Annotated in this window: 27 protein-coding genes; 14 read left to right on the forward strand and 13 right to left on the reverse strand. The window is 64.6% G+C overall.

The genetic code is table 11. The annotated features are described in order from the left end of the window. On the forward strand, positions 1-109 hold a 109-nt coding region (locus IEW19_RS24315), incomplete at its 5' end, for a cupredoxin domain-containing protein (RefSeq protein WP_188573155.1). Between the two features lie 121 nt (positions 110-230). Then, positions 231-599, forward strand: a complete 369-nt coding sequence (locus tag IEW19_RS19630) for a hypothetical protein (protein ID WP_229748605.1) — start codon at positions 231-233, stop codon at positions 597-599. A gap of 80 nt (positions 600-679) precedes the next feature. Here the strand turns inward: IEW19_RS19630 and IEW19_RS19635 are convergent, their stop codons facing one another. Beyond that, positions 680-880: a hypothetical protein gene (locus tag IEW19_RS19635; RefSeq protein ID WP_188573263.1), complete on the reverse strand. Its 201-nt coding sequence runs from the start codon at positions 878-880 to the stop codon at positions 680-682. 632 nt (positions 881-1,512) lie between these two features. Here IEW19_RS19635 and IEW19_RS19640 point away from each other — a divergent pair. Both IEW19_RS19640 and IEW19_RS19645 read left to right on the forward strand, forming a co-directional pair. Beyond that, complete coding sequence (locus IEW19_RS19640; RefSeq protein WP_188573264.1) at positions 1,513-2,163, forward strand: TVP38/TMEM64 family protein; 651 nt, start codon at positions 1,513-1,515, stop codon at positions 2,161-2,163. A 28-nt stretch (positions 2,164-2,191) separates the two neighbouring features. After that, positions 2,192-2,782, forward strand: a complete 591-nt coding sequence (locus tag IEW19_RS19645) for a CDP-alcohol phosphatidyltransferase family protein (RefSeq protein WP_188573265.1) — start codon at positions 2,192-2,194, stop codon at positions 2,780-2,782. On the opposite strand, the gene IEW19_RS19650 is transcribed toward IEW19_RS19645, so the two are convergent. Continuing rightward, positions 2,736-4,190: a dihydrolipoyl dehydrogenase family protein gene (locus IEW19_RS19650; protein ID WP_229748606.1), complete on the reverse strand. Its 1,455-nt coding sequence runs from the start codon at positions 4,188-4,190 to the stop codon at positions 2,736-2,738. The two genes, IEW19_RS19645 and IEW19_RS19650, sit on opposite strands and share 47 nt — an antisense overlap. Before the next feature lie 161 nt (positions 4,191-4,351). On the opposite strand from IEW19_RS19650, the gene IEW19_RS19655 reads away from it, so the two are divergent. From IEW19_RS19655 to IEW19_RS19690, 8 genes are all read left to right on the forward strand, one after another. Continuing rightward, positions 4,352-4,945 (forward strand): class I SAM-dependent methyltransferase, encoded by a 594-nt coding sequence (locus tag IEW19_RS19655; protein WP_229748607.1) that lies wholly within the window; start codon positions 4,352-4,354, stop codon positions 4,943-4,945. A 70-nt stretch (positions 4,946-5,015) separates the two neighbouring features. Next, positions 5,016-5,204 (forward strand): hypothetical protein, encoded by a 189-nt coding sequence (locus IEW19_RS19660; RefSeq protein ID WP_188573267.1) that lies wholly within the window; start codon positions 5,016-5,018, stop codon positions 5,202-5,204. Between the two features lie 71 nt (positions 5,205-5,275). Then, positions 5,276-5,917: a hypothetical protein gene (locus tag IEW19_RS19665; protein WP_188573268.1), complete on the forward strand. Its 642-nt coding sequence runs from the start codon at positions 5,276-5,278 to the stop codon at positions 5,915-5,917. 54 nt (positions 5,918-5,971) lie between these two features. After that, positions 5,972-6,250: a hypothetical protein gene (locus IEW19_RS19670; protein ID WP_188573269.1), complete on the forward strand. Its 279-nt coding sequence runs from the start codon at positions 5,972-5,974 to the stop codon at positions 6,248-6,250. Between the two features lie 544 nt (positions 6,251-6,794). Continuing rightward, positions 6,795-7,256 (forward strand): hypothetical protein, encoded by a 462-nt coding sequence (locus IEW19_RS19675; protein WP_229748608.1) that lies wholly within the window; start codon positions 6,795-6,797, stop codon positions 7,254-7,256. Continuing rightward, positions 7,246-8,034, forward strand: a complete 789-nt coding sequence (locus tag IEW19_RS19680; protein WP_188573270.1) for a Crp/Fnr family transcriptional regulator — start codon at positions 7,246-7,248, stop codon at positions 8,032-8,034. Before IEW19_RS19675 ends, IEW19_RS19680 begins: the two co-directional genes overlap by 11 nt. A 107-nt stretch (positions 8,035-8,141) precedes the next feature. After that, on the forward strand, positions 8,142-8,690 hold the full coding sequence (locus tag IEW19_RS19685; RefSeq protein ID WP_188573271.1) for a carboxymuconolactone decarboxylase family protein: 549 nt from the start codon (positions 8,142-8,144) through the stop codon (positions 8,688-8,690). A gap of 121 nt (positions 8,691-8,811) precedes the next feature. Continuing rightward, a complete protein-coding gene (locus IEW19_RS19690) occupies positions 8,812-9,753 on the forward strand; it encodes an ABC transporter substrate-binding protein (RefSeq protein WP_188573272.1) in 942 nt (313 codons plus the stop codon). A gap of 61 nt (positions 9,754-9,814) precedes the next feature. On the opposite strand, the gene IEW19_RS19695 is transcribed toward IEW19_RS19690, so the two are convergent. The 8 genes from IEW19_RS19695 to merA all read right to left on the reverse strand — a co-directional run bounded on the left by IEW19_RS19695 (position 9,815) and on the right by merA (position 17,256). Then, on the reverse strand, positions 9,815-10,186 hold the full coding sequence (locus IEW19_RS19695; RefSeq protein WP_188573273.1) for a YHS domain-containing protein: 372 nt from the start codon (positions 10,184-10,186) through the stop codon (positions 9,815-9,817). After that, a complete protein-coding gene (locus IEW19_RS19700) occupies positions 10,087-11,322 on the reverse strand; it encodes a permease (RefSeq protein ID WP_188573274.1) in 1,236 nt (411 codons plus the stop codon). Before IEW19_RS19700 ends, IEW19_RS19695 begins: the two co-directional genes overlap by 100 nt. Before the next feature lie 285 nt (positions 11,323-11,607). Continuing rightward, entirely contained in the window at positions 11,608-12,426 is an 819-nt protein-coding gene (locus IEW19_RS19705) for an alpha/beta fold hydrolase (protein WP_188573275.1), read from the reverse strand. Next, positions 12,423-13,166 carry a DUF427 domain-containing protein gene (locus tag IEW19_RS19710; protein ID WP_229748610.1) on the reverse strand — a complete coding sequence of 248 codons (744 nt, stop codon included), beginning with the start codon at positions 13,164-13,166 and terminating at the stop codon, positions 12,423-12,425. Before IEW19_RS19710 ends, IEW19_RS19705 begins: the two co-directional genes overlap by 4 nt. A 32-nt stretch (positions 13,167-13,198) precedes the next feature. Further along, positions 13,199-13,873 (reverse strand): haloacid dehalogenase type II, encoded by a 675-nt coding sequence (locus tag IEW19_RS19715; protein ID WP_188573277.1) that lies wholly within the window; start codon positions 13,871-13,873, stop codon positions 13,199-13,201. Between the two features lie 213 nt (positions 13,874-14,086). Then, entirely contained in the window at positions 14,087-14,413 is a 327-nt protein-coding gene (gene trxA, locus IEW19_RS19720) for a thioredoxin (RefSeq protein ID WP_188573278.1), read from the reverse strand. Further along, positions 14,410-15,774, reverse strand: a complete 1,365-nt coding sequence (locus IEW19_RS19725; RefSeq protein WP_188573279.1) for a dihydrolipoyl dehydrogenase family protein — start codon at positions 15,772-15,774, stop codon at positions 14,410-14,412. The genes trxA and IEW19_RS19725 overlap by 4 nt, the downstream gene beginning before the upstream one ends. A gap of 45 nt (positions 15,775-15,819) precedes the next feature. Continuing rightward, positions 15,820-17,256, reverse strand: a complete 1,437-nt coding sequence (gene merA, locus IEW19_RS19730; RefSeq protein ID WP_188573280.1) for a mercury(II) reductase — start codon at positions 17,254-17,256, stop codon at positions 15,820-15,822. A gap of 250 nt (positions 17,257-17,506) precedes the next feature. On the opposite strand from merA, the gene IEW19_RS19735 reads away from it, so the two are divergent. Further along, a complete protein-coding gene (locus IEW19_RS19735; RefSeq protein ID WP_188573281.1) occupies positions 17,507-17,896 on the forward strand; it encodes a heavy metal-responsive transcriptional regulator in 390 nt (129 codons plus the stop codon). A 13-nt stretch (positions 17,897-17,909) separates the two neighbouring features. Here IEW19_RS19735 and IEW19_RS19740 read toward each other — a convergent pair whose 3' ends face one another. The 3 genes from IEW19_RS19740 to IEW19_RS19750 form a co-directional block, all read right to left on the reverse strand. Further along, a complete protein-coding gene (locus IEW19_RS19740; RefSeq protein ID WP_188573282.1) occupies positions 17,910-18,194 on the reverse strand; it encodes a DUF427 domain-containing protein in 285 nt (94 codons plus the stop codon). Positions 18,195-18,928: 734 nt separating this feature from the next. Further along, on the reverse strand, positions 18,929-21,547 hold the full coding sequence (locus IEW19_RS19745) for an AMP-binding protein (protein ID WP_188573283.1): 2,619 nt from the start codon (positions 21,545-21,547) through the stop codon (positions 18,929-18,931). Positions 21,548-22,170: 623 nt separating this feature from the next. Further along, positions 22,171-22,422, reverse strand: coding sequence for a hypothetical protein (locus tag IEW19_RS19750; protein ID WP_188573284.1), 252 nt, complete (start codon positions 22,420-22,422; stop codon positions 22,171-22,173). 654 nt (positions 22,423-23,076) lie between these two features. Here IEW19_RS19750 and IEW19_RS19755 point away from each other — a divergent pair. After that, positions 23,077-23,811 carry a glycoside hydrolase family 25 domain-containing protein gene (locus tag IEW19_RS19755; RefSeq protein WP_188573301.1) on the forward strand — a complete coding sequence of 245 codons (735 nt, stop codon included), beginning with the start codon at positions 23,077-23,079 and terminating at the stop codon, positions 23,809-23,811. Positions 23,812-24,078 lie beyond the last annotated feature (267 nt).

Here is a 24,078-nt window from a genome sequence, read left to right on the forward strand (position 1 = left end):
GGTCAAGGCCGGGACGAGCATCACGTTCACCGCCCCGGCAAAACCCGGAACGTACACCTACCACTGCACCTACCACTCCAACATGCACGGAACTCTGACCGTCAAATGAGCCCCGACCAAGGCCACGCCCGCGACGCCGGTGACACAGGGAACACCAAACCGCTGAACAGGCCGCTGCGGAGCAGTGCCACAGGCCTGTCCTGCGGGTCCTGGCCGCGGCCGCCCTCGCCGTGGACGCCGTCATACACTTCCGCCTTGCCCCCGGCTACCAGTCAGCCGCCCCGGAAGGCTTCGGCGAAGGCAATCTCTTCCTCGCCGAAGCCGTCACCGCTGCGGTGGCCGGGCTCTACGTCCTGATTCGCGGCAGCCGCCCGGCCTGGGTCCTGGCACTGCTCACCGCCGGGGGCGGGTTCGCGGTCCTGGTCCTCTACCGCTACATCGACATCCCCGCGTTCGGGCCCTTCCCCGCCATGTACGAACCTGTCTGGTTTTTCGACAAAACCCTCACCGCCACCGCCCAGGCCATCGCGACCCTCCTCGCGTCCACCGCGCTGGTACTCCACCAGAACACCCGTTCTCTCCATGCATCTTCTAACTAAGGATTCAACTAGCGCTTGACCAGAAGGCTTCAAGGCCTAGTTACGAGAATCGCAGAGGCCACCGAGCTCACCTTTGACTGTTAGTTCAGTGCGGCGGTTGGCTCTGATTGGCCGGTCATGACCGCCAGCCATTCGGATCCGATGCTGCGAAGGGAATTGGCGTGGTTCAAGTAGTCCAAGCGGCTCTCACGGATGCTCTGCTCCAGGGATCTTTCAGCACGCCTGACAGCGCCGGCACCGACGGCTCCGACGGAGGCCTTGCGGATACGGACGCGTGGCATGGCACAGACAAGATCAGCGGAAGTGGCATCCCGCGCTGCGGCCCCGGGGACGTACCGTTACCTTCACGGCACAGTTCCCTGGCTCGTTCGATCCCGGCGTAGAAGGCCGGCCCCGCGGGCAGTGTCCACAGCCGGGAGAAATGGGAACAGCACCCGTCTTGCGCAGTTGCCGCCAACCGAGACCCGGTGCCTGGAGGGCTGCGCCGGGATCTGGACCAACGCCAACAGCCATACGAGATCTTCCGTCACGGTATAAACGTGTAACAACCGTTACAAGAGAAATTGAAATCATGGGCAGCGCGGCGCGGATCCTGCCGGAAAGACCGGTCGCCTTGCCGTAGGCCGTGTGGGTGGGCGTCAGCCCCCAATTCCATGGGTCGGCAGCACTTTAGCGGGTCGGAGTTGCGACCCCGGCAGTCTGGCGGAGCGCCGCCTCGTAAACGACCGTTTTTTGCAGTCCCAGAATGGGAAGGTGTGCGCCGTGTCTACCAACTCCATCGTGACGGTCAGGGGTTATGGGCGACAGATTACAGACCAGCACGTCAGCCGGGGTTAGCTTGATCTGATAGGCGTTTTCTGACGCACTCTACCTCAAGAGGAGCGACGATGCGGGAACCTGAATGGTGGGGGTCATGATGGGCAACCGCTGTGCTTGGGCACGTCTTATGGTGTTGGTTTTCTTTGTTGCAGCCGCTGCCGTGGCCGCGCTGCTGTTCCCGGTCCCAACTATGGAGGATATGCAGTCGTACTTCACTGGCACCCGCTGGGGTCCGGCGGTTTTCATCCTTGGATATGCCGCACTGACTCTTACACCGGTGCCCAAGAACGTCCTGACGATCGGCGCGGGCGTGGTCTTTGGCTTTGTCGGGGGAGTAGGGGTGGTGGTGGTTGCGGCGCTTCCGGGTGCATCGGCTGCGTTCTGGTTGGGGCGTTGGTTGGGTCGGGAGGCTGTTGAGAATTACACGGGCGCCAGGGTGGGGAGACTGGATGAGGTGTTGAGGCGGCGGGGCGTTGTCGCGGTGGTTAGTGTGCGGCTGGTGCCGGTGCTGCCGTTCACTGCGATCAATTACCTGGCCGGGCTGACGTCTGTCGCATGGTGGCCTTATTTGCTGGGTACGGCGTTGGGCATCCTGCCCGGCACGGTCAGCTATGTGACACTGGGGGCTTTCGGGCTGCAGTTCGGCTGGCAAGTCCAGGCCGCCGCGGCCGTTCTTGGGTTGTTGACCGTTGCCGGGCTGGTCGTGGCTGCGCGGAAGCGCCGTAAAGGGGGCGCACGTGTTTGATGCTGCACTGAGGACACGGACAGGACCCATGCTGGATCGGATGGCCGCAGCACTGGACCGGCCCTGGATTACACCGGACCGGCTGACCGGGCTCAACTTGTTGTTGGGCCTGACCAGCGCCGGGCTTGCCGCGGCCCAGTGGTGGATTCCCGCGCTGGCTGGGTGGCTGCTGTGCCGGGCCGCTGACGGCTTGGACGGGCCCCTGTCCCGCCTCCGGCGGCGCAGATCAGGGGAGGAAGACCCCGGACGGGGCGGCTTTTGGGACATCAGCGCGGACGTCGTGGTGTATGGTGCCACGGTGGTCGGTGTCGGGATGGGTGCTGCTGCCGCTTTCGGCGCCCCGTGGCTGCCCTTCCTGCTGGTCCTTTTCGCCTACTACATCAATGGCGCCGCGTTCCTGGCCTTCTCATCCATTGCCGAGAAAACCGGGCATCGGATCGATGACGGACGGTCCCTGTCGTTTCTTGGTGGCCTGGCAGAGGGAGCGGAGACCGTGGTGGTACACAGCCTCTGGCTGGTCTTCCCGGACCTTGCGTGGGTGATCGCCGCCGCCTGGGCCCTGGTGGTGGGAGTTAGTGCTGGGCATCGGGTTGTGGCCGGGTACCGGGCTTTGAGCTGATCCGGCGGGCGTCAAGGGCCAGGCGCCGGAGCGTGGCCAGCCCTTTGACGGCGTTGCGGGCGAGCGGGGACTTCAGGCGTTCGCGGACATCGAGGACGGCGGCGTTCCAGACCCCGTCAGAGTATGTTGGGTAGGCGTGTGTGGTGCCGGCAATATCGGACGTGGTGAGTTTCTTGTGCACGGCCAGGGACAGTTCAGCGAGGGATTCGCCCGCCCGGGGGCCCACGATGGTGCCGCCCAGGACGCGGCCGCCGGGGCCCACCAGAAGCTCCGTGAAGCCCTCGGTCCTGTCCTCGGTGACGGCCCGGTCAAGGTGGGAATGCCATACGGTCCGGGACGTTACCAATTGTCCGGACTCGCCGCTTGTCACGGCGGCGACCTCGGGTGAGGTGTAGGTGACGCGTGGGATGACAGGGCTGATCCGGCGTCGCACCCCCAGGACGGCGTTGGATGCTGCCACGCTGGCGTGGACGCCGGCAAGGTGGGTGAACTGCGGGTGTGCGGTGACATCTCCGGCCGCCCAGATCAGCGGATTGGTGGTCTGCATGTGTTGGTTGGTGAGCACGCGGCCGCGGTCGTCGAGGTGGACGCCTACGTGTTCGAGGCCGATGCCGGTGGTGCGGGGGGTGCGTCCGGCCGCCAGGAGCACGGTGTCAGCGTCAACAGTAGTCCCGTCCTTCAGATGCAGCCTGTGCCCCTCAGCGGGGCTGGTGGCGTGGCTGATGCTGGATTTCTCGAGGATTGTCACGCCGTCTGCCTTCAGGCTCGCGCGGATGATGTCCACCGCTTCCGGCGTCTCCTTGGGCAGGATACGGGAGCGGACAACCATGGTGACGTCGGCGCCGAGCCGGGCGAAGGCCTGGCCCAGTTCGCAGGCAATCGGCCCGCCGCCCACGATGGCAAGCCTGGCGGGCAAGCTGGCGAGGTCCCAGACCGTTTCGGACGTGACGGTCCGGGCAGGGTCCAGCCCGGGGATCCCGGGCCGGGAGGGCTCACCTCCGGTCGCGATCAGGGCCTGGCGGAACCGGAGGACCTGCCCGTTCAGGACGGCCGTTCCCGGGCCGGTGAAGGAAACGTGTCCGGAAAGGACTTCAACCCCGGCGTCTTCGAGGGCTTCCGGCGTGTCCACTGGTTCGATGCACTGGATGGCCGTGGCGATGCGTTCCCGGACGGCAAAAAAGTCGGTTTCACCACCGCCAGCCAGCCGCCGGCTCCTTGCCTGCGCGGCGGCGGAGAGGAGCGTCTTGGAAGGGACGCAACCGGTCCAGAGACAATCACCGCCGGTGCGCTCCTGCTCCACCAGGACCGTGCGGGCGCCGAAACCTGCTGCCGTCTTCGCGCCAACTATTCCCGCCGTCCCTCCGCCAAGGACCAGGAGGTCAACGATTCCATCAGAGGGTGCCATCATGAAGTTCCTTACAGGTTGTGCATGCCCGGGCCCGTGGGGGATTCCGGCAGCCGCGGCTGTTTGCTGGTCCGGGGTCGGGACCCGTTTCAAAGGAGAGAGTTATTCCTGACAAGTACACAGCATTCGCACCGTTTTACGACGCGTTCTCGGGTGAATACCCGGTGTATCGGGCCGGACGGGACCGGGGCATTGAAGCGCTGGGGCCACGGCCAGGTGAGCAGGTCCTGGATGTGGGCTGCGGAACCGGTCTCAACTTTGCCCTGCTTCGGGGGCGGATAGGTCCCGCGGGCACGATTATCGGCATCGACCGCAGCGCGCAGATGCTTGAACAGGCCCGTCGGCGCGCCGCCAGAGCGGGCTGGAAGAACGTCATCCTTATCCAGGCCGACGCTGTCTTCCTGGACCCCGCAGCGATCCGGTCCACCATCCAGGGACAGGGTGGATCGCCGGAATCCGATGCCGCGCTGGCTACTTATTCGCTCTCGCTGATGCCCGAGTGGCGGCGGGCCTGGACCAACCTCAAGGCATTGCTGAAAGCTGAGGCGCGCGTGGCCGTGGTCGACATGAAGGTCCCGGAGGGGTGGGCCCGGCTGCTCACCCCCTTGGCGTGGGCGGCGTGCGCCCTGGGCGGGGCAGACATAACTGCACACCCCTGGCAGGCTGTTGAAGAGGACTGCACCAACGTCCTTAGGTCTTCCGCCCGGGCAGGACATTTGCAGATCCGTGCAGGAGCTTTCCACAAAGACCCATCCTGACCGATTCCAGCGCCCGGGTCTGTGCCCCAGATTACTTAACGGTGCGCTGGCTCACCGTAGGGTGGCCGGTATGCGCACAATCGCGGCACTTTTAGGCCACCTTGAACTGGTGACCAGGCCGGTTCATCCGGAGAGCCGGGAAGCCTTGGACCGGCGCTGGTCCGGGCTTCCGGAGCGGGTCAAAACCCCGGCCCAACTGCTGGGCAGGGCAGCGGTGGGCTGCGAGGGAACCCACGGGGTTTTTCCCAATGCAACCTGACCTGCACACCCTGCTACCACTCAGCAGACGCGAACAAGGTCAGGATCGACGGCAGCCACACCGTCAACGCGGTGACCGAACAGATGACGCTCCTCCGCCATCTCCGCGGACCCCGCGCGCACGCCCAGCTCATCGGCGGGGAAGTCAGTCTGCTCCCGGCCCAAGACCACGCAGCGGCCCTCACAGCGATGCGCGCCGCCGGCCGCGAACCGATGTCCATGACCCTCCTCGACGTCGCCCTGGACCGCACCGGACACCCGCGGTTCCGGAAAATATCGTTCTCCGCCCATTTTGCCTCCCTCATGCGCGGACGCAGGGGAGCACCCCGGCCCCGGAACGAAGCCGAGCTGGATCCGTACCGTGAACGGTTCGCCGCCATGTTCACGGCTCTCCGGAAGGACCACGGCATCCGCTCTTACATCGCCCACAACATGACCGTAACCCCAACGAACATCGACCAGGTCCCCGACGTCACCGGCTTCGTTCTGGGTGTGCCGTTCGACATGCTCTCCTTCCAGCCCGCCGCCTACCTGGGTGAGGACAGGAGATGGGGCAAGGATTTCTCCGAAGTCACCATTGATGCAGTCTGGGACCGAATCGAGCAAGGCGCCGGGCAGCTGATCCCCTGGCAAGGGCACCCAGTTCGGGGACACACGCTGCAACCGCACCGCACTGGTCCTCCGGTCCGGCGGCAACCTCGCGCCCCCGATTGACCCGGACAACCTCGACGATATTGATACCCGGGACCGGCTTGCTGGCTGATTTCGGTGGCATGTACTTCGGCGGAGCACCCCGCTGGATTCGTCGCCGCCAAAATCATCAGGGCCCTGCTCACCCACCCGGCCGACGTCCCGGTAATCCTCCAGTTCGGCCAGCGCCTGGCCCAACGTGCCGGCGGCCTGCGCCACATCTTCGCCGCCGCACGCGCCGGAGAACTGTCCTTCCGGACCTTCGTGGTGCACAACTTCATGGATGCGGCCGACGTCGCACCGGCCTGGGAGCTGCTGGAGAAGGGCGTGGTTAGTGAGGACCCGACAACCCGGTAGGTCCAGGAACGGCTCGGCGCCTGCATGTACACCATGAGCCACCCCGACACCGGCCAACTGGTCCCCGCGTGCGTCCAGCATTCCGTGATGGACCCTGCCGAAAACGCCGGCCTGCGCAAACTCCTTCCACTCACCCCCTCGCGGTCACGGAGCGTCGCGGGCACGCCCTTGACTTCCCCTGACGGGAAGGTTTTAGCGTGAATTTACCGGCAATCGATAACCGAGATAAGGAGCTGGCCATGGCATTGCAGGAAGGTGAGATCTACCGCTGCCCTGATGAGGACTGTGCATGCGAAATTACGGTCACCAAAGGCGCGGCCCCGGGACACGGAAGAGATCGCCATCCGACGTGCTGCTGCGGGCACGTCATGGAAGAGGCGGGCTGACGCCTGATACCGGGCCTTCCCACCAGGGCCGGGTTGCCCCTCCCCATACCCCGTCCCACCCACAGCCCGTTATGTGTCCACGTTTACAGAGCGGCACGTTGCTCCAGGCTTACCTTTCGAAGGTAGGCAGTTCCGCTTCAACGAAAGGCAACACCACGATGTCCGCTACATCTCCCGCGGCACACCAGCCCCACGCAGTCACGCACCACCTTGCCCGGCGCATCACTGCCGGCGTCACCGGCGGTATCGCCGGTGGTCTCGTCTTCGGCGTGCTGATGGCCATGATGGGCATGCTTCCGATGATCGCCTCCATGGCCGGCTCGGACTCCGCCCTGGTGGGCCTCGGAATTCACATGGTGATCTCAATCCTGATCGGGCTGGGCCTGAGCGTGCTGTTCGCCGGGCTCCTGAAGACCTACGGCCGGGGTGCGCTGATCGGCATGGCCTACGGGGCGCTCTGGTGGGTTCTTGGCCCCCTGCTGATCATGCCCATGATGCTCGGCATGCCGCTCTTCAGGGTGAACGCGACGGCAGGATGGTCCCTCATGGGCCACCTGATCTACGGCATCATCCTGGCAGTGGTCGCCGTCCGGGTCCTGAAGCACGCCGATGAGCGATAAGTGGGACGAGGGGCTGGACGCCGCGATCGGTGCCCCCCGGCCCTGGTCCCCCGGCCAGCGGGAACCGTACCCCCTCACCGTAGGTCCGGATGATCCGTTCAACTGTCTCAACGAGGTGGATCTCTTCGCGGACCTCAGCGCTGAGGAGATGCGGGCGATGGACATGATGGCGCCCGCGCGGATGTTCCGGCGCGGGGAACTGGTCTTCAGCCAGTCCCAGCCCGTGACCGCGCTGTTTATCCTCAAATCGGGCCGGGTCCGGATTTTCCGTCTCACGGAGGACGGTAAGGCACTCACCATGGCGATCCTGGAACCGGGGGCCGTCTTTGGGGAAATGCTGCTTGGCGGCCAGCGCATGTATGACAACTACGCCGAGGCCATCGAGGACGCCGCCATTTGCCAGCTCGGCGTCGAGGATGTGGAGCGGTACCTGATCTCTGACCCCCGCATCGCGATCCGCATTTCTAGGCTGCTCGGGGAACAGGTGGCCCGGATGGAGGAACGCCTCACCGACCTCGCGTTGCGCCCGCTCCTGGCCCGCACCGCCTCCCTGTTAATCAGCCTCGATGCTGCGGCGCCCAGCGGCCGTTTCGGCCAGGGCAAAGCCATCCGCCTCACGCACGAACAAATCGCCGGTCTCCTCGGGGCAACCCGGGAAGCGACCAGCAAGGCGTTGGCAGACTTTGCAGTCAAGGGAATCATCCGCCAAGGCCGCGGGCGCATCACCATCCAGAACGCGGCAGCCCTGAGCTCGGCAGCAGTGAGCAGCGGCCCGTGACCTGCTGCCACTCCATCGTTCGCGCACGTGCGGGTATCCGGGGACCCCCAACCCGGGCCAAAGCCCCCATTGACCCGGCAAGATCGGATAACATCAAGGAGTTACACATGCCCCGCATTCCCGCACATTCTCTCGAGACAGCACCCCAGGAATCCAAGGATCTGGCCGCCACCATGCAACGGCGGATGGGAAAGCTGCTGAACATCCATGCCGGAATGGCCCATTCACCGGTAGTGATCGCAGCCTATGACGGCATATCGCAGGCCATTACCACGCATGGATCCTTCGATGCACGGACCAAGGAAGCGATCGCCCTGGCCGTTGGCAACCAGAACGATTGCGACTACTGCCAGGGCGCGCACACGGTGTCGGGCCGCAAAGCCGGGCTCACCGAAGAACAGATCATCGCGATCCGTGCCGGTGAAGTGGACTTCGACCCGAAATTGGCGGCCATCACGGAGGTGGCACGGGAAGCGGCGGCACGGACCGGGAACGTCTCCGAGGCCGTGTGGCAGGCAGCACTGGACGCCGGATGGACCGATGAAGAGCTCGCTGAGGCATACGCGCATATCGCCGCAAACCTCTTCACGAACTACTTCAACCATTACGCAGGGACAGAGCTGGACGTTCCCGCTGCACCGCCCCTGAACGCCTAGCAACCCGCCGCTCCACCCGGGGCCCGGCCCGCGGCCGGGCCCCGGGGGAACCGCGGCGCCCAGTCCGACCCTTTGCCAGCACCAGTCCGGTCAGTCAGGATCTACCTTTGAAGGAAGACTTATGTGGAACTCTCTTGTCCGGCCGGCCAGTATCGTGACCGGTCTCCTGCTCATTCTGGGCGTGGCCGGCTGCAGCTCACCATCAAACCCTCTGCAAGATAAACAAGAGACAGGCCCGGCGACCGCCGGGGGGCCGCTGCTGGTGGGGTCAGCGAATTTTCCTGAGAGTGAGACACTCGCTGAAATTTATGCCGGTGCCCTCAACGCAGGAGGCGTGCCGGCTCAGGCCAAGCCACAGATCGGATCCCGGGAGGTCTACGTCAGGGCGGTGCAGGACAGCTCGATCGACCTGGTCCCCGATTACAGCGGCAATCTCCTGCGGTACGTGGACAAGAGTGCCACGGCAACCAGTGCGGCGGACGTGATGAAAGAACTGCCGGGCAAGCTTCCGGCCGGGCTGGCTGTGCTCGAACCGGCCGCTGCTGAGGACAAAGACTCCATCGTCGTCACAGAACAAGCCGCAGCCAAGTACGGGCTGAAAACCCTCGAGGACCTGGGGAAGGTTTGCGACCGGATTGCGGTGGGGATGCCGCCGGAGGCACAGGGAAGGCCCCAGGGCCTGCCGGGGCTTAGGGCGAACTACGGATGTGTCCCGAAGGAGTTTGTGCCCTTCAGCGACGGCGGCGGCCCCGTGACCCTCCGTGCACTGCTGGATGACAGGATCCAGGCGGCGGACATCTTCAGCACGTCACCGCTGATTGCCGGCAACAATTTGATCGCCCTGGAAGATCCCAAGAACAACTTCGCCGCACAGCAGGTTTTGCCCCTGTTCCGCAGCGACCGGGTGGACAGCAAAGCCAAGGACATCCTCAACAACGTCTCGCGGGTCCTCACCACGGAAGACCTGGTGCAACTTAACGACAAAGTCTCCGGAGATGCCAAACAAAGCCCCAGAGACGCCGCGGCGGCATGGCTGAAGGAAAAGAACCTCGGCAGCAGCTGAACTGGTCCGCGGCGAAACTGCAGCAGCAGCAGGCGCCCAGGGGGCCAACGAGGCGTCCTGATCAGGTGCGTGAGGAACCGGCCGGGTCAGCGGCGAAGGCATCACGGCAACCTTCTGAGCAGAAGTAGCAGGTCCTGCCGTGAACGAGGGTTGCGCCTGGGTTGGCGGTATCGACGCTCATCCCGCACACCGGATCCGTCACCGTGCCGGCGGCCAGGCTGCTGCCCTTTTCCGGTGTCCCGGAGGACTCTTCATTACGGCCTGCCGTGGGCTCCGGGGCACTTGGTGGCATGGGTTCGGTACCGGGCTGGTTGATGTATTTTTCGGGGTCAGTCACGAATTTTTCGTGGCACCGGTCGGAGCAGAAGTAATACGTGGTTCCCGCGTGGGTGTGGGTGGCAGGGCATGGGCGCGCTCCACCTGCATCCCGCACACCGGGTCCTTGGCGTATTTCTCCATCCCGCCGAAGCGCTCCCTGTTCCGGTACAGCCAGTACACGACGGCGGCGACGGCGATGGCGATGATGTTCAGCCAGGTGGTGTAGTTCCACTCGAAGGAGGTGTGGGCGATCTCTGCGGGACGGGCGGGAGCGGGGATCCCTGCGGCCCGGAAGAGCAGGTCGACGACCAGGCCGGAGACGCTCATGACCGCCCAGAACGAGAAAAAGATCCGGGTGGCGATGCGGCGTCCATAGAACTTGGCATAGACGATGACCAGGGGCAGGGCGATGAGGTCCGCGAAGACGAACGCGACGGTCCCGCCGAAGCTTAGGCCGCCTTTGAACAGGGCCGCGGCCAGGGGAACGTTCCCGATCGAGCAGACGAAGCTGATGAACGCCACGAACGGGCCGACGATGACGTTCTCCAGATCCGTCCAGAACCCGTGACCTGAGAAGAACACGACGGTATAGGCCGAAGCGGGGACGGCGACCGCCAGAATCCCGGCGACCAGGTAGCCGATGAACAGCTCCCGGCGCAGCATGCTCACGTCCGAGACAGCGTACCCGGCGGCATCGGCCCAGCCTGCCTTTGACCGCACCCGCTGCCACAGGCCCACCCCGTGCCGTTCGGCCTCGTCAGACTCCGCGGCACGGCCGTTGACGGAAGCGCGGGCGTTGAGCCGCTCCCTGGCCTGTTCGAGTTCGGCGGCGGGGAAAACGCGCGGGGCGATCAGCACGAACAGGGCGATCATGATCGCTCCGCCCACAAATTCGGCCAGGGCGAACTGCCCCCCGATCAGCAGCCACAGCACGATACCCAGTTCGACCACGAGGTTGGTGGAGGCGACCATGAACACCATCGCGGTCGTGAAGTCCGCGCCACGCTGGAACAGCGATTTCGCCAGCGCCCTGGCAGCGTAGGAACAGCTTGAGGACGCGGCCCCCAGGAACCCGGTGCGCACCACCGTCCCGGGCCTTTGATCACCCATGGCTTTCTGCATCTCGTGCCGGGACACGAACGCCTGCACCGCCCCGGACAGGGTAAATCCGAAAATCAGGGCCCACAAGGTGGCCCAGAACATGAAAAAGGCCTCCAGGAGGCTCTGCCCCGCCGTCTGCAACAGCATCATCGGCACGTTCCCCCTCTGTCCCTCACGCCCGAGGGGCCTGCCGGTGGCCCGCCAGCCCCTGAACAGCCGGGGACCGGCGGCTTCGTGGTTCGCTGCGGCAGGTGCCCAAGTTCCCGAAGCACGAACCCGATTCTGCCCGCCGGCCCGGCATCACAGCCGGGGACCGGCGGCACGTCATTCCCTTTACTGGGCTGCAGTGCTGTCCCATGCCTGGTGCTCATCACTTCTTCCTCCCCGGTGGCGTCATCCCGTCTGTCCACCGCTGGGCGCGGCTGGCGTGTACTGTCATGCCAGGTGTTCGAGGATGGCCGCCGCTACCTGTCCCGGGCTGTCCTCTGTTGGTATGTGCTTGCCCGGCACTTCGACCAGGTCTGTTGCCGGGATTTCCGCCGCATAGCGGCGGGCAAAGCTGATTTTCTGGAAGTCGTCGTCGCGGCCCCAGACCAGACGCGTCGGGACGGCTGCGGCTTTCAAAGCCGGAACGAGCTCCAGGGTGTAGCGGGCATCCGCGGCGGCGGCCATTGCCATCCAGGACCGGACCCTGGCCGGGTCTTTCCAAGGTGAGACGTAGTCGGCCACCTCATCGTCGCTCAGTTCCCGGCTTACGGCTTTGCGGGTCGTTTCGGCCCGGGCGGCGACCATGTCGTTCACTCCCATCCCGGCTCGTACCTCCGGGTCGCGGAACCGCTCAACCGCCGGTACCGGCCAGGAGTCGAACATCACCGAGTTCATCAGGACCAATCGCCGCACCCGCCCCGAGGCAGCCGTCAGATGCTGGGCGATTCCACCGCCGATGTCGTGCCCGGCAAGATCAAAGCGATCCAGGCCCAACGCGTCCGCTGCCGCCAGCACGGCCTCTGCCAGCTTCGGCACGGTAGCGGCGTGGATGTCCAACTCGCCGCTGCTGGCACCGAAGCCCGGTAGGTCGAGTGCCACACACCGGCCCTGTGCGGCCAGGGCCGGGAGCACCGGGAGCCAGACTCTGCTCCAAAAGGTGCCATGCAGCAAAAGCAACGGCGTGCCGCTGCCCCTGCCCGCCTCCAGGTAGGACAACCCGGTCCCGTTGACGTTGACTGTTTTCCGCAGTACCTGTTCTTCAGTCATGCGCTCTTTCCTTCCACATCAATGATGGTCCGTTCGTCGTAGAAGGCGATCAGGCCTTCAAGCTGCACGGCGTCCTGAAGGGGCGTCTCATAGCTCCAGGCGATGTTTTCGCCCCTGGATCCTCCGCCAATCACTGACCAGTACGATGCTGTGCCCTTGTACGGGCAGATCGTGCTGTGCGAGGTGCGTTCCAGGACCCCGAAGTCGACGTCTTCCCGGGGCAGGTAGGTCCGCACCCGCAGCATCGTCTCGTAGACAAAAACCGGCCGGACGCTTTCGGCCAGGACAGTTGTCCCGTAGCCCACCATGACCCGGCGCGAGGAGGCGCGCGTGTCAACCCGGTGGAAGGGGTCCCGGGGGTGGCCTTCGATCACCTCGTCTTCCTCGCGCCACTGGTCAAACGCACCAAAATCCAGCAGGACATAGCCGGCCAGGTCTGCCTCAGCAACCCTGAACCCCGCCTCCGGCAGTTCCAGGTCCCCGTTTCTCAGTGTCAGCACCTGGCCCTCGGCCGTGTGCGCAGCGAAGTGTGAAAGCGGGCCTCCCCTCCGGCGGCCGGTGGGGGCATCCAGCAGATCTGCGGCGATGTCCGCTTCCGGGACCGCGAAGACAGGTGTCAGTTTCCGCGGTTCGAAGACGACAAAGGCGTCCTGGGAATCCACAAGGGTTACGCCACCGGCATCCGCCCTGATCCTGCGCGGGGTCGGCTCGTAGCGCAACTCGTGTGCCAGGGACCGCATTTCCGAACTCAACCGAGCAGCCATGCGGTGCCTCAGTTTCCCGCGGAGAGGGCCGGGACCAGATCAGCCAGGGCGGAGACGGTGTAGTCAGGGGCCTGGAAATAGTTCGGGTATGGCCCGCTTGTCCGGTTGATCCAGGCGGTGGGCAGGCCCGCGCGGGCCGCGCCGTGAAGGTCCCAGGGGTGAACGGCGACCAGGAGCATCTCCCCGGGCCGGGTGCCGCAGGCGGACGCGGCGTACTGGTAGGACTGTCTGCCCGGTTTCCAGGCGGGGGCATCCGCCACGGATAGCAGCAGCTCGAAGTTGTCCCTGATGCCCGCATTGGTAAAGAGTTGCTCTGCGACTTGGGTTGAGCCGTTGGTCAAGGTGGCCAGGCGGTACCCTGCTGCGTGGAGGGCCTTGACGCCGGCGACGACATCCGGGTGCAACCCGAGACCGGAGAACCCGGCCATGATGTGCTCCACGGCAGCCTCGGTGTCACGGTTCAGGTCCGTACCGGACAGCAGGCCGCGCAGGGCTTCCGCGCCGATCCCGGCGAAACTGCCGTTATCTCCGGCGGCGGTGAGGGCAAAACCGTCCCGCAACAGGGTCGCGAACCATAGCTTCGCCACAGGTGCCGGGGCACCGACGTCAACGAACCGCTGACCCATGGGGGACATATCCGACAGGGTTTCATTGACATCGAAAACAATGAGTGAGGGCTTCATGCTGGTTCTCCTTCAGTAGCACTTGCTTGCCGGTGGCCGCAGAGCCGGGGCGTGAGGTTCCAGCCGCCTCCGGGCGGTATCACGCGCGGAGCACGGTTTGCCCAGAGGGATCATTGACCTCTTTCAACCGTCTGTTCAACCTTGCTGGGGCGTGTGACACGGACGTATCAGCGGCACTCCCGGGCGCGGTTATCCGTGGTTTTCCGCTGACGGTCAGTGCAGGTACTGCGCGAATTCCTTCTCAAGGTATCGCTTGGGCCGGGCGCCGACCACCGAGGATTTCAGGGCACCGTCCTTGAACAGGTAAATGGCCGGGATGGAGGTGATGCCGTATTCCGCAGCGACCTGGGGGTTTTCGTCGATATTGACCTTCACGACGTCGACTCTGTCGGCGTGCTCGGCGGCGATCTGGTCCAGGACGGGGGAGACCATCCTGCAGGGCCCGCACCAGTCCGCCCAAAAATCCACGATGACCGGCTTGTCCGATCGCAGCACCTCGTGGTCGAACGTGGCATCGGTGACATCTTTTGCGGTGCTCATAGCGTTTCCTTTCTGTATTTGAGGTTTTCAAGGGCCATTTGGAAGGCCTCGCTGTAGCTGGGGAACTGCGCAACCTGGTCGTGCAGGGCTGCGATCGGGATCCGGGCCCGGATGGCGAGGGAGGCCTGGTGGATCCATTCCCCGGCCAGGGGTGATACAGCCCAGGCCCCGATGAGGATCCCTTCGTCGGTGTCGGTGAGGAGTCCGAGGTGTCCGCGGGGTTCCTGCTCATAGGTCCAGGGGCGGGTGAGGGATTTGGCCAAATCCAGTTCGGCGAACGCGGTGGATCGTCCCTGCTCGTCGGCCTGGGCCTGGGTGATCCCGGCGGCCGCGATTTCCGGATCGCCGAAGACCACCCGCGGGATGCCCTCGTAGGTGGCCGGCCGAGGGCGGCCGAGGATGGCGTCTGCGACGATGCGGCCCTGGTACTTGGCAATGTGGGTGAAGGGCATGACGCCTGTGACATCGCCGATCGCCCACACTGTGTCCCCGGCGCGGCAATGGTCGTCGATGTGCACGGCGCCCCGGTCATTGAGGGTGACCCCGGCCGTTTCAAAGCCCAGGTCCTTGCTCCGGGGCCTGCGGCCGGTCGCGAAAATGATGATGTCGGTACTCACCGATGTGCCGTCGTCGAGCTCCAGAACGCTGCCGGTGCCTTCCCGCCGGGCCCTGACGGCCCGGGCGCCCAGCCTTACCTTCACGCCGGCCTCCTCGAGATGGAACCGGGCCAGGTCACCGACACGGGGCTCTTCGCGTTCCAGCAGGGCCTGGCCGCGGTGAACAAGGGTCACATCAACGCCGAAGCGGGCCAGGAACGTGGCGGTCTCTGTGCCCACTGCGCTGCCGCCGATCACCACCGCGCGCTTGGGTAATTCGGTGGCTGTGAAGGTTTCCCGGTTGGTCCAGGTGGTCACGTTTTCGGCGCCCTCGAGCTCGGGGACGACCGCCTCGGAGCCGGTGGCGATGATGATGTCGTCGGCGGTGAGCGTCGTGTCGCCGGCCTGCAGGGTGCCGGGCCCGATGATCCTGGCTTCAGCTTTGATGACCGTCGCGCCCTGCCCCGTGTAGCCGTCGACCTGGGCCTTGTCGTCGAGGTGCCGGATCATGTAGTCCCGGTAGTCGCTCGCTGCAGCCCAGTCCAGTGACACTCCGGTGACGCCGGCCGCGCGGTTTGCTGCGGTCCTCGCGTCGGGTGGCCGGAGGAGGGTTTTGGAGGGAACGCAGGCCCAGTAGGCGCATTCACCGCCGATCAGTTCGCGTTCGATCACGGCGACTTTCCTGCCCGCTTTCAAAAGCCGGCTGGCTGCCACTTCACCCCCGGGGCCCATGCCCAGGACGGCCACGTCGAAGTGCTCTTCCATCAGTTCCTGCCTTTCGCGTTGGTTCGGCCTTGCCCCGGAGCGTGGTTAGGTTGCGCAGCAGGAGAGCCGGGAGATGTCGGTAGTGTAGGACTGGGCCGCTATCTTGATCCCTTCGGCCATGGTCAGGTAGGGGCTCCACAGGTTGGCGACTTGTTCAACAGTCATGCCTGCTTCCAGGATGTAGACCCCGGCGGCGGCCAGGTCTCCGGCCTCCTTGCCGACTGCGGTGAGTCCAAGGATTTTCCCGGTGCCGTTCTCGGCCACGAGCTTGATGAAGCCACGGGTGTCCCGGTTCACCAGGGCGCGCGGAACGTACTCCAACGGCAGGACACGGCACTCACAACTGACACCCGCGCGGTTTGCGTCTTTATCGGTCAGCCCGACGGCGGCCATGGCCGGGCTGGTGAAGACCACCCGGGGAAGGTGCCGGTAATCAACCTCCCGGCCGGCATCGTTGAACGCGTTATCCGCTGCCAGGGCGCCGTGGGCGGAGGCGACGTACACGAACTCCCGATGCCCGGTCACGTCGCCGGCAGCCCAGATCCGCGGGTTGGTGCTGGCCAGGGTCTTTTGCACGAGAATTTCGCCCCGGTCCCCGGTCTTCACCCCGACGGCATCGAGGTTCAGTCCCTCGAAGACGGGACGCCGCCCGGTGGCCATCAGCAGCCGGGCGGCCCGGAACTCCTGCCGGCTGCCGGCGACGTCTGCCACTGCCTTCACACCGCCGGTCACCGCATCCCGACGAACTGAAACCAATGTGGCCCGGCGGATGACCCGGATGCCCTCATCGGTGAAGACACTCATCAATGCCAGTGAAACTTCAGGTTCCTCCGCTGAGGCGAGCCGCGATCGGACCAGCATCGTCACCTTCGATCCAAGCCGCGCAAACAGCTGGGCCTGCTCCAGGGCCACATATCCGCCGCCGACTACCAACAGGGACTCCGGAACCTCGTCCAGTTCCATCGCCGCGGTCGATGTCAGGTAGTTCGTGTCCTGAAGTCCGGGGACCGCCGGAACCCACGGCGCGGAACCTGTCGCCACCAGGTAGTGGGATGCCGTGACGGTCCCCCGGGTGCCGTCGCCGGAAACGATATCCAGCACCGGTTCCTCTGGCGTGCCGGCAAAGGCGGCCGTACCGGGGCGGAGCTCCCACCCGTAGTCCTCAATCAGGTCGGCATACTTCTCCGAACGCATCCCCGCCACCAAAGCACGCTTCCCGCTCATCAGTCCCGGCATGTCCACCGGGCCAGCATCTGCGAAGATCCCTGGAAACCTCTTCCCGGCGTCCATGGCCACGTGCCGGGCCTCGGCGGCGGCAAGCAACGCCTTGGAAGGAACGCACCCGGTGTTCACGCAGGTCCCGCCAATGGTCGACCGCTCCACCATCAGGACGCTCTTGCCCAGATTCGTGGCACGGATAGCCGCAGCGAAGGCACCCCCACCTGAACCGACAACTGCCAGATCAAAATCAAAACGTTGCATAGAGACATGAAACCTCCCGATGCGTCAAAGTCGACGAGTCCGCCGCCGGCCGTGAAAGCTTTCCGGGCGGATGCTCGTCCTTCCTGGTCCCACCCTGCACCTTCCCCTGTAGGGGAAGGTCAAGAAAAACCGGGATCACCTGACACCGCCGTTCGGCTGACCAGGAAAACCTTCACCTAAACTGGAAAGTAGGGGTCGTCCAGGAGCCCCCAAACAGGCTCGCCCATGATCGTGGAAAAGAGGACCAAACATGCGTATTGGTGAAGTTGCCGAAGTCGTGGGGATGACGCCAAAGACCCTTCGGTTCTACGAGGAGCAGGGTCTTCTCCCGCCAGCCCGACGGGGCACCAACGGGTATCGGCAGTACGACCAGGACAGCGTGGACCGGCTTGATTTCATCGCCCGGGGAAGGGCTGCCGGGCTGTCCGTAAACCAGATCCGCAGCATCCTTGCCGTCCAGGAGCCCGGCAGCGCCCCGTGCGCCCACGTCAGGGACATTCTGGCCGGCCAACTGACTGAACTGGATGCGAAGATCGCTGAACTGACCGCGCTCCGGGCCGGGGTGGCCGCCTCATACCATGCCGTGGCGGCCGGAGACCCGGCTGCCTGCGACCAGTCCAGGATCTGCAGCTACCTCTGACCAGCCCGGCACGTCACTTCTCGATCCGCACGCCCCGCCAGAAGGCAATACGGTCCTTGATCGGCGCGGCCCGCTTCTTGGGGTCGCTGTAGAACCAGGCCGCATCGACGTTGACCTGACCATCAACCTCCAGCGTGTGATAGCTGGCCTGCCCCTTCCACGGGCAGATGGAATACATGTCGCTGCCCCTCAGATACAGCGGATTCACCGCCTCACGCGGAAAATAGTGATTGCCCTCAACCACCACCGTGTCCTCCGACTCGGCAATGACTTTCCCGTTCCAGATGGCCCTGACCATATTCTTACCTTTCACCGATGTCTGCGTGATCCGGATCCAGGGGACAACGCCCCCGTCGAACCGGCACGCAGATGCTCTTCCCATAGCCGCAACAATAGAGCACCCCGTGGCCGGGGTTCTGCGATCTCGAACACACGCCACACCGGGCCGATTTGTTGAAACTTTTGCCGCGGTCGTCCTTGGCGTCACTGTCAACGGCTGACGCGACATCCTCGGAATCCGGGCCGGAGGCGGCGGGGGCGGGGGCGCCACGCCGTAGTGGCTCGGGGTTTTGACCGAGATCATCAACGGCGGCGTGGGGAGGTGCATCGCCGTCTACGACGGGCTGAACGGCTTGTCCGAGGCGATCACCACGGTGGGGGGCAGTCCGCGGTCCAGACGGCGTGATCCATCTGATTCGCAACACCCTCCACTAGGCGCCCGGCAGCGCTGGGACGAGTTCCCGGGATCTCAAGCCCGTTTACACCGCCCCGACCGAAGCGGCTCCCGTGAACGGTTGGGGGAATTCGAGGCCAGGTGGGCCACGGAGTACCGGCGATCGGCCGGCTCTGGCGCAATGCCCGGGCCGCGTACGCCCCGTTCCGTGACTGGGGACGCCGCGACCCGCCAGGCAGGGCCGGGCACCATGGGCCACGAGGTGGAAACCGGCCTTGAACGCGTTCGCGATCGCATTCGAGAACAGAATCAACTAACCACAAGCCAGGCCAGACCGAGCGTTAATCTGAAAGACCCGGTCAGGCATCCCAGCGGTCCACCTCGGAGGACTGGGCAGTGGCGCGGTCGGTGTTCGGTGCCCGGAGTCTGCCGCCTGCGTGGGCAACCTTGGTACAAAGGGTCCAGTAGGCTAGTCCGGCTATCAGGGAGGCTACCGTGGCCAGGGCGGGGCTTGTGCCGACGAGGGGCGGGTAGACGATCCAGTGGACGAGGTAAATGTGCATGGAAGCACTGGCCAACAGGACCGTGGGTTTACTGACAGCTCGCGGCACGGGCAGGGTTGGCAGCCAAATGAGGAGTAGGGTCCCGGCCATCATGGTGAATTCACGGTTTGGGTCGTCGAAGAAACCAGGGATGGTGATGACCGTCAGCGCGGACACGAGAATGCGTTGCGGGAGGTCGCGGGAACGGGCAACGGCCCAGCCCAGGGCAAAGAGCCATAGGGCGGGAAGGGTGTGAGGGAGGTCGAGTTCGACCACTTCGTAGCGGGTGAGCAGCCCGACGCCGAACAGGACGAGCGGGTAAAGGAACGGGAAACGGCGTTCTGCCCTGCTGATCCATGGGATGGCGAGCAGTACCGACATCGCCAGCAAGATGTAGACGATCACCTCGATGAACCAGAAATGCCACTCGGTGGTGACCTGTTCGGGGCCAAGTATGGCGTTGAGCAGGACAATATTGGCGAGGCTGTAGCGATCCGTGACGAGGTATGCGAAGGCAATGAAGACCATGCTGGGAACAGCGATCCGTGCGACGCTGGTGAGCTGTCGACGGAGACGGGGAAGCCCTCGGCCCGTGAGCTGGAAACGGGCGAAGTTGAACCCTGCTGCGGCTATCAGGACATGGGCCATGCCCTGCCACTCAAGGAGGCCAATGTGCGTGCCGACAATCAGGATGATGCCCACCGCCCGGAGAATGACGCTGGTATCCATCGGGGAGAAGGAGCGCTTTTCCCCTGGGTGGCGGTGGGTGGCTGGCTGTCCTTGCGCCTGGGGTGCGGGATCACCGGTCTCGAGCTCACGGACGGTCCTCAAATGCCAATCCCGTGGCAGATGGCCGAGCAGCTGCTCCAGACGGACGGAGACGGCCACGAACGAGAGTGAGTCGCCTCCGAGGGATACGAAGCTGTCGTCCTCGCTGATGTCCGTCAGGTCGAGGCCGTCCTCGAAGATACGGCGGACGCTCTCAGTCCCGGTCTTGTGAGGGATCGGCGCGACCTGGCTTCCGCCGAGCCTGGGGGTTGGTTGCGGAGTTGCACTGTGCTTGGCGGCCGCCAGTGCGGCGATGGCTGGGTAGTTGATCTTTCCGGTGCCCAGGCGGGGCAGTTCATGGAGTGGGAAAACCTCGATAGCGGCGCGCGGCAGGCCAATGCCCTGGGCAAGGACTTTTGCCAGGAGCCGGTTGTCGTGCGTTCCCTCGACGGCGACGACCAGCCTGTCATCGGTCCCGGTGCCGGCGGCGGTGACACCGATATCGGCCAGCAGTTGCTCCACTTGGCCAAGGTCCACCCGAAGGCCCACGATCTTGACGAACCTGCTGCGCCGTCCGACCAGCTCGTAAAGACCGGCCTCGTTCTTACGCGCCAGGTCACCGGTCCGCAGCTCTGTAACGCTCCGGCCCAAGGCCAGGTCCTCGGGCGTCTGGGCGTAGCCGAGCATGACGTTCGGCCCGGTGTACACCAGCTCGCCGTCGGACAGGCCATCCACTGGCTCCAAGCGAAATGCGCCTCCGGGCACCGGAACGCCGATCGTTCCCGGGTAGTCCGTAGCCAGGTCGGGCGGAAGGTAGGCCATCCGGGCGGTCGCCTCGGTTTGCCCGTACATCACGAACAGGTCCCAGCCCTGCCGCCTGCCGATCTCTGCGTAGCGGTGGACCTGTGCGGGCCCGAGGCGGCCACCGGCCTGCGTGATGTACCGCAGGCTGGGCAGATCCATAGCTGCGAAACCGATGCGTTCGAGGAGTTCGAATGTGTAAGGGACAGCAGCGAAGGACGTTGCCCGCTCACGCCGGAACAGGTCCCAGAAGCAAGGATCCACGACGGAAAGACCGGTCAGCACAAGAGTGGCACCACACAGAAAATGGCTGTTGATGACCGAAAGCCCATAGCAGTATGAGGTCGGCAGCGTCGTCGCTGCCCGGTCCTCCGCTGTGATGCCCAGGTAAGTGGCGATGGACTCGGCGTTGGCTTGAAGGTTGGTGTGGGAGAGCCGGACCAGCTTCGGTGACCCGGTGGAACCGGACGTGCTCAGCAACAGGGCAAGGTCGGGATGCAGTTCATGGTCGCTCCCGGGCCGGCGTTCGTCCAGGCTGATTAGGCCACCGGCCGACCGAATAACAACATCCGGGTCATAGGCAGCCACCAAGGACTCTAACGCGGCGGGTTTGTCCTCAGGCAGCAGAATCAGCGGATGCCCCGCCACCAGGGCAGCCAGGTACGCCACCAACGATTCAACCTCGTTCGACGCCGCCAGGGCAATCAGGCGGCGTTCCGTGCCCAGCTGCCGGGCAAGTTCCCCGACGCGTCGCGCCAATTCCCGATAGGTCACGGTATGGCCGTCGGCAATAATGGCAGGCCTGTTTCCGTAGCTCGAAAGATCGGCTGCGAAAGGTACCCGCGCCAATTCAAGCTGCGTGGTCATTCGGACGATGATATTAGCTTAGGCTTACCTTAGCAAAACCATTGACTATACAAAACACCCGCACACAGTGGCGAGCTCGCAGCCGTCCGCGGCCGGAAACGCCCGCTCCAGGGAGCGGGGTTCGGTGGCCAGTAGTCGGTACCCATGACAGCGAGTGATCAAAAGGCCGCGGCTGATCCGCCACGCACAGCCCCAAGGTTGCTGATGCCGGGACCGGGATTCCGATCCTTTCCAGGCTCCTTTGGCGGACGATCAGGGCTAATGCCCCTTTCGCCATCCGGGTGGGAACGCGTAAGACCTTAACCAGGCGGGACCATTGGCCCTGTCTGAATCCCGGTTGGGTGCAGAAAGCTTGGTTAATGCCGTTCTTTCTTGAATACGAGACCGACCACAGCGCGGGCTGGTTCACGGTTGCAGGCGCGAGTTCCAGTGATGCCGCTGCCAAGGCCGTCCGTGCTTTGCACGGTCTGGAGTGCACCCGCGCGGTGCTGCGGCAGACCACCTGCCTGCATCCGCCTTTCGGCTTGGGACCGGTGCTGGCCGCTTTTACCCGGAGCGCAGGGTGGGACATGCAAGGAGCATGGCCTGGCAGGTGAGGACTTCCACCTCGGGAACCGGCGCTGTCAGGGGAGATTGGGCGCGCTGGAAACAATGTAGTCAGCAGCGGCCGGCCCCGTCATGGCGAGGGTGTTTTTTCCTGGCGTAATTCCCCTGCTGGTCAAGGCTGCCCGCAACGCCTCGGCAGACTCGGCGGGGCATTCAGTGATGATGCACCAGCTGGTGTATAGCCCATGGAGTTCCTCGGCGGACAGGCCCTTCTCGCTGCCGGGATCGCTGCTGGTCGCCTCCCTGAGGAAGTCATCAAAATGGCTCATGCCCGGTCTGCTTTCTGTTAATCCGCACCGCGTCAGGGCTGGCGGCCCTGGCTGGAGCACCGGAGGCGGTGCCTGAACAGAAGCTATCTGGGCAGGTCAACGCTGTCCAGCCACTTTGAGAGTAAGCGTGCCGAGACCGCCTCGGCGGCCACGTTGGGGCCAAGGCCTCTGGTGGTCTTGCGCCGTCGGCTCCAGCATCTAAATATGGACCCGAGGCTTTTGGCAAGGGCACTTCTGCAACAAGGCGAACTATCGCTCGCGGAGCTATGGCTCTATTACTGGCGCAACGGCGGAGATGCCGAAGAAATGGAATTTGACGCGATTCATCAACGGCATCGAAGTCCTCGCGCCACNGGTGGTTTCCGACAACTTTGAGTCCGAATATTGTCGGACAAATACTCGGGCTTGACACTACGGGCAGCCGCGGGGACGAAAGGTCCGCTATCGGCGTTGCATCTCGTCGTCCGGCGGTTGGCACGAGATGTCTTGGGTTGGAGGGCTGCTGGTCCTTGACCGCATCGCCCGGCGGGATCATGCTGGTTGCCTGTTTGTGGTTAGTTCTCGCTCGGAAGGCCGACGATGTCCTCTACCAGCTATGTACGCCCTTCTTCGCGTTTCCGGTTGCTGTTGGCTGCATTGGCAGCTGCTGTGCTGATGCTTGTTGGCACGCCAGCACAGGCGGCCCCCACCGCTGGTTCCGGCAACGACGTGTCCTGGCCTCAGTGCGGCCAAACCCTGCCCAAGACCCAGACTTTCGCCGTCGTTGGCGTGAACAATGGCTTGGCGAACAACACCAACCCGTGCCTGGCCACCGAGCTGTCATGGGCTCGCACTTCAAAGGGCGGGACGGGCCAGCCCCTGGTCGCCCTGTACGTGAACACCGCCAACCCCGGGACCGCGGGGTCTTGGTGGCCCAGCAGCAACACGTACGGCGGGACAACCGTGCCGAACCCGTACGGGCAGTGCACCAGCGGATCGGTCGGGGCAGCATGCTCATACATGTACGGGTACGCCAAGGCTTATGACGATGCGAACATCCGCGGGGTGAACAACCCGGCCTCCTACACCTGGTGGCTGGACGTAGAGACAGGTAACAGCTGGTCGACGGATAAAACGGCGAACGGGGCCGATCTGGAGGGCATGGCCGCCTACTTCACGAGCATCGGCGCCGGAGCCGGCCTCTACTCCACGAGTGCCCAGTGGACCCAAATTGCCGGCACGGTGCCCGCCACGAGCAACCTGTACGCCCTGGCCAGCTGGCTTCCGGGTGCTAGCTCGTCGGCCGCGGCCAAACGCAAGTGCTCCGAGGCCCCTCTGACCGGCGGAGGGAAAGTAACGCTCACCCAGTACACCTGGAGCAGCTTCGACTACGACATTTCCTGCATCTGAAGCGTCGTGCACCCACTGCTCTCAACCAAGAAATACGCCTCCTACGGTGCACGCAAACCATGGCCCCAGACATTCGCACGACTTACACCGACCGACCGTGCAGGCAACCGATCGGGCAATGGAAGCCTTCGCGGAGCCTTGGCACAGCACCAGCTCCTCGGGCGTGGCGGAACGCCCTGGAAGGCTTCACCCGTTCCTGGCCTTCACCCTCAGAAATCTGCATCGTCATCTACACGAACTCAGATCGAATCGATCGACTACCGACTG

Source organism: Arthrobacter liuii (genome assembly GCF_014639275.1).
Taxonomy (GTDB): Bacteria; Actinomycetota; Actinomycetes; order Actinomycetales; family Micrococcaceae; genus Arthrobacter; species Arthrobacter liuii.

Bases quoted from the DNA above. Each gene is read 5' to 3' on its own strand.
- IEW19_RS19645 (WP_188573265.1), top strand. From the start codon at position 2,192: ATGCTGGATCGGATGGCCGCAGCACTGGACCGGCCCTGGATTACACCG.
- IEW19_RS19650 (WP_229748606.1), bottom strand. From the start codon at position 4,190: ATGATGGCACCCTCTGATGGAATCGTTGACCTCCTGGTCCTTGGCGGA.
- IEW19_RS19675 (WP_229748608.1), top strand. From the start codon at position 6,795: ATGTCCGCTACATCTCCCGCGGCACACCAGCCCCACGCAGTCACGCAC.
- merA (WP_188573280.1), bottom strand. From the start codon at position 17,256: ATGCAACGTTTTGATTTTGATCTGGCAGTTGTCGGTTCAGGTGGGGGT.
- trxA (WP_188573278.1), bottom strand. From the start codon at position 14,413: ATGAGCACCGCAAAAGATGTCACCGATGCCACGTTCGACCACGAGGTG.
- IEW19_RS19750 (WP_188573284.1), bottom strand. From the start codon at position 22,422: ATGAGCCATTTTGATGACTTCCTCAGGGAGGCGACCAGCAGCGATCCC.
- IEW19_RS19635 (WP_188573263.1), bottom strand. From the start codon at position 880: ATGCCACGCGTCCGTATCCGCAAGGCCTCCGTCGGAGCCGTCGGTGCC.
- IEW19_RS19660 (WP_188573267.1), top strand. From the start codon at position 5,016: ATGCGCACAATCGCGGCACTTTTAGGCCACCTTGAACTGGTGACCAGG.
- IEW19_RS19640 (WP_188573264.1), top strand. From the start codon at position 1,513: ATGATGGGCAACCGCTGTGCTTGGGCACGTCTTATGGTGTTGGTTTTC.
- IEW19_RS19735 (WP_188573281.1), top strand. From the start codon at position 17,507: ATGCGTATTGGTGAAGTTGCCGAAGTCGTGGGGATGACGCCAAAGACC.
- IEW19_RS19755 (WP_188573301.1), top strand. From the start codon at position 23,077: ATGCTTGTTGGCACGCCAGCACAGGCGGCCCCCACCGCTGGTTCCGGC.
- IEW19_RS19685 (WP_188573271.1), top strand. From the start codon at position 8,142: ATGCCCCGCATTCCCGCACATTCTCTCGAGACAGCACCCCAGGAATCC.
- IEW19_RS19715 (WP_188573277.1), bottom strand. From the start codon at position 13,873: ATGAAGCCCTCACTCATTGTTTTCGATGTCAATGAAACCCTGTCGGAT.
- IEW19_RS19740 (WP_188573282.1), bottom strand. From the start codon at position 18,194: ATGGTCAGGGCCATCTGGAACGGGAAAGTCATTGCCGAGTCGGAGGAC.
- IEW19_RS19745 (WP_188573283.1), bottom strand. From the start codon at position 21,547: ATGACCACGCAGCTTGAATTGGCGCGGGTACCTTTCGCAGCCGATCTT.
- IEW19_RS19710 (WP_229748610.1), bottom strand. From the start codon at position 13,166: ATGCGGTCCCTGGCACACGAGTTGCGCTACGAGCCGACCCCGCGCAGG.
- IEW19_RS19705 (WP_188573275.1), bottom strand. From the start codon at position 12,426: ATGACTGAAGAACAGGTACTGCGGAAAACAGTCAACGTCAACGGGACC.
- IEW19_RS19680 (WP_188573270.1), top strand. From the start codon at position 7,246: ATGAGCGATAAGTGGGACGAGGGGCTGGACGCCGCGATCGGTGCCCCC.
- IEW19_RS19690 (WP_188573272.1), top strand. From the start codon at position 8,812: ATGTGGAACTCTCTTGTCCGGCCGGCCAGTATCGTGACCGGTCTCCTG.
- IEW19_RS19700 (WP_188573274.1), bottom strand. From the start codon at position 11,322: ATGATGCTGTTGCAGACGGCGGGGCAGAGCCTCCTGGAGGCCTTTTTC.
- IEW19_RS19725 (WP_188573279.1), bottom strand. From the start codon at position 15,774: ATGGAAGAGCACTTCGACGTGGCCGTCCTGGGCATGGGCCCCGGGGGT.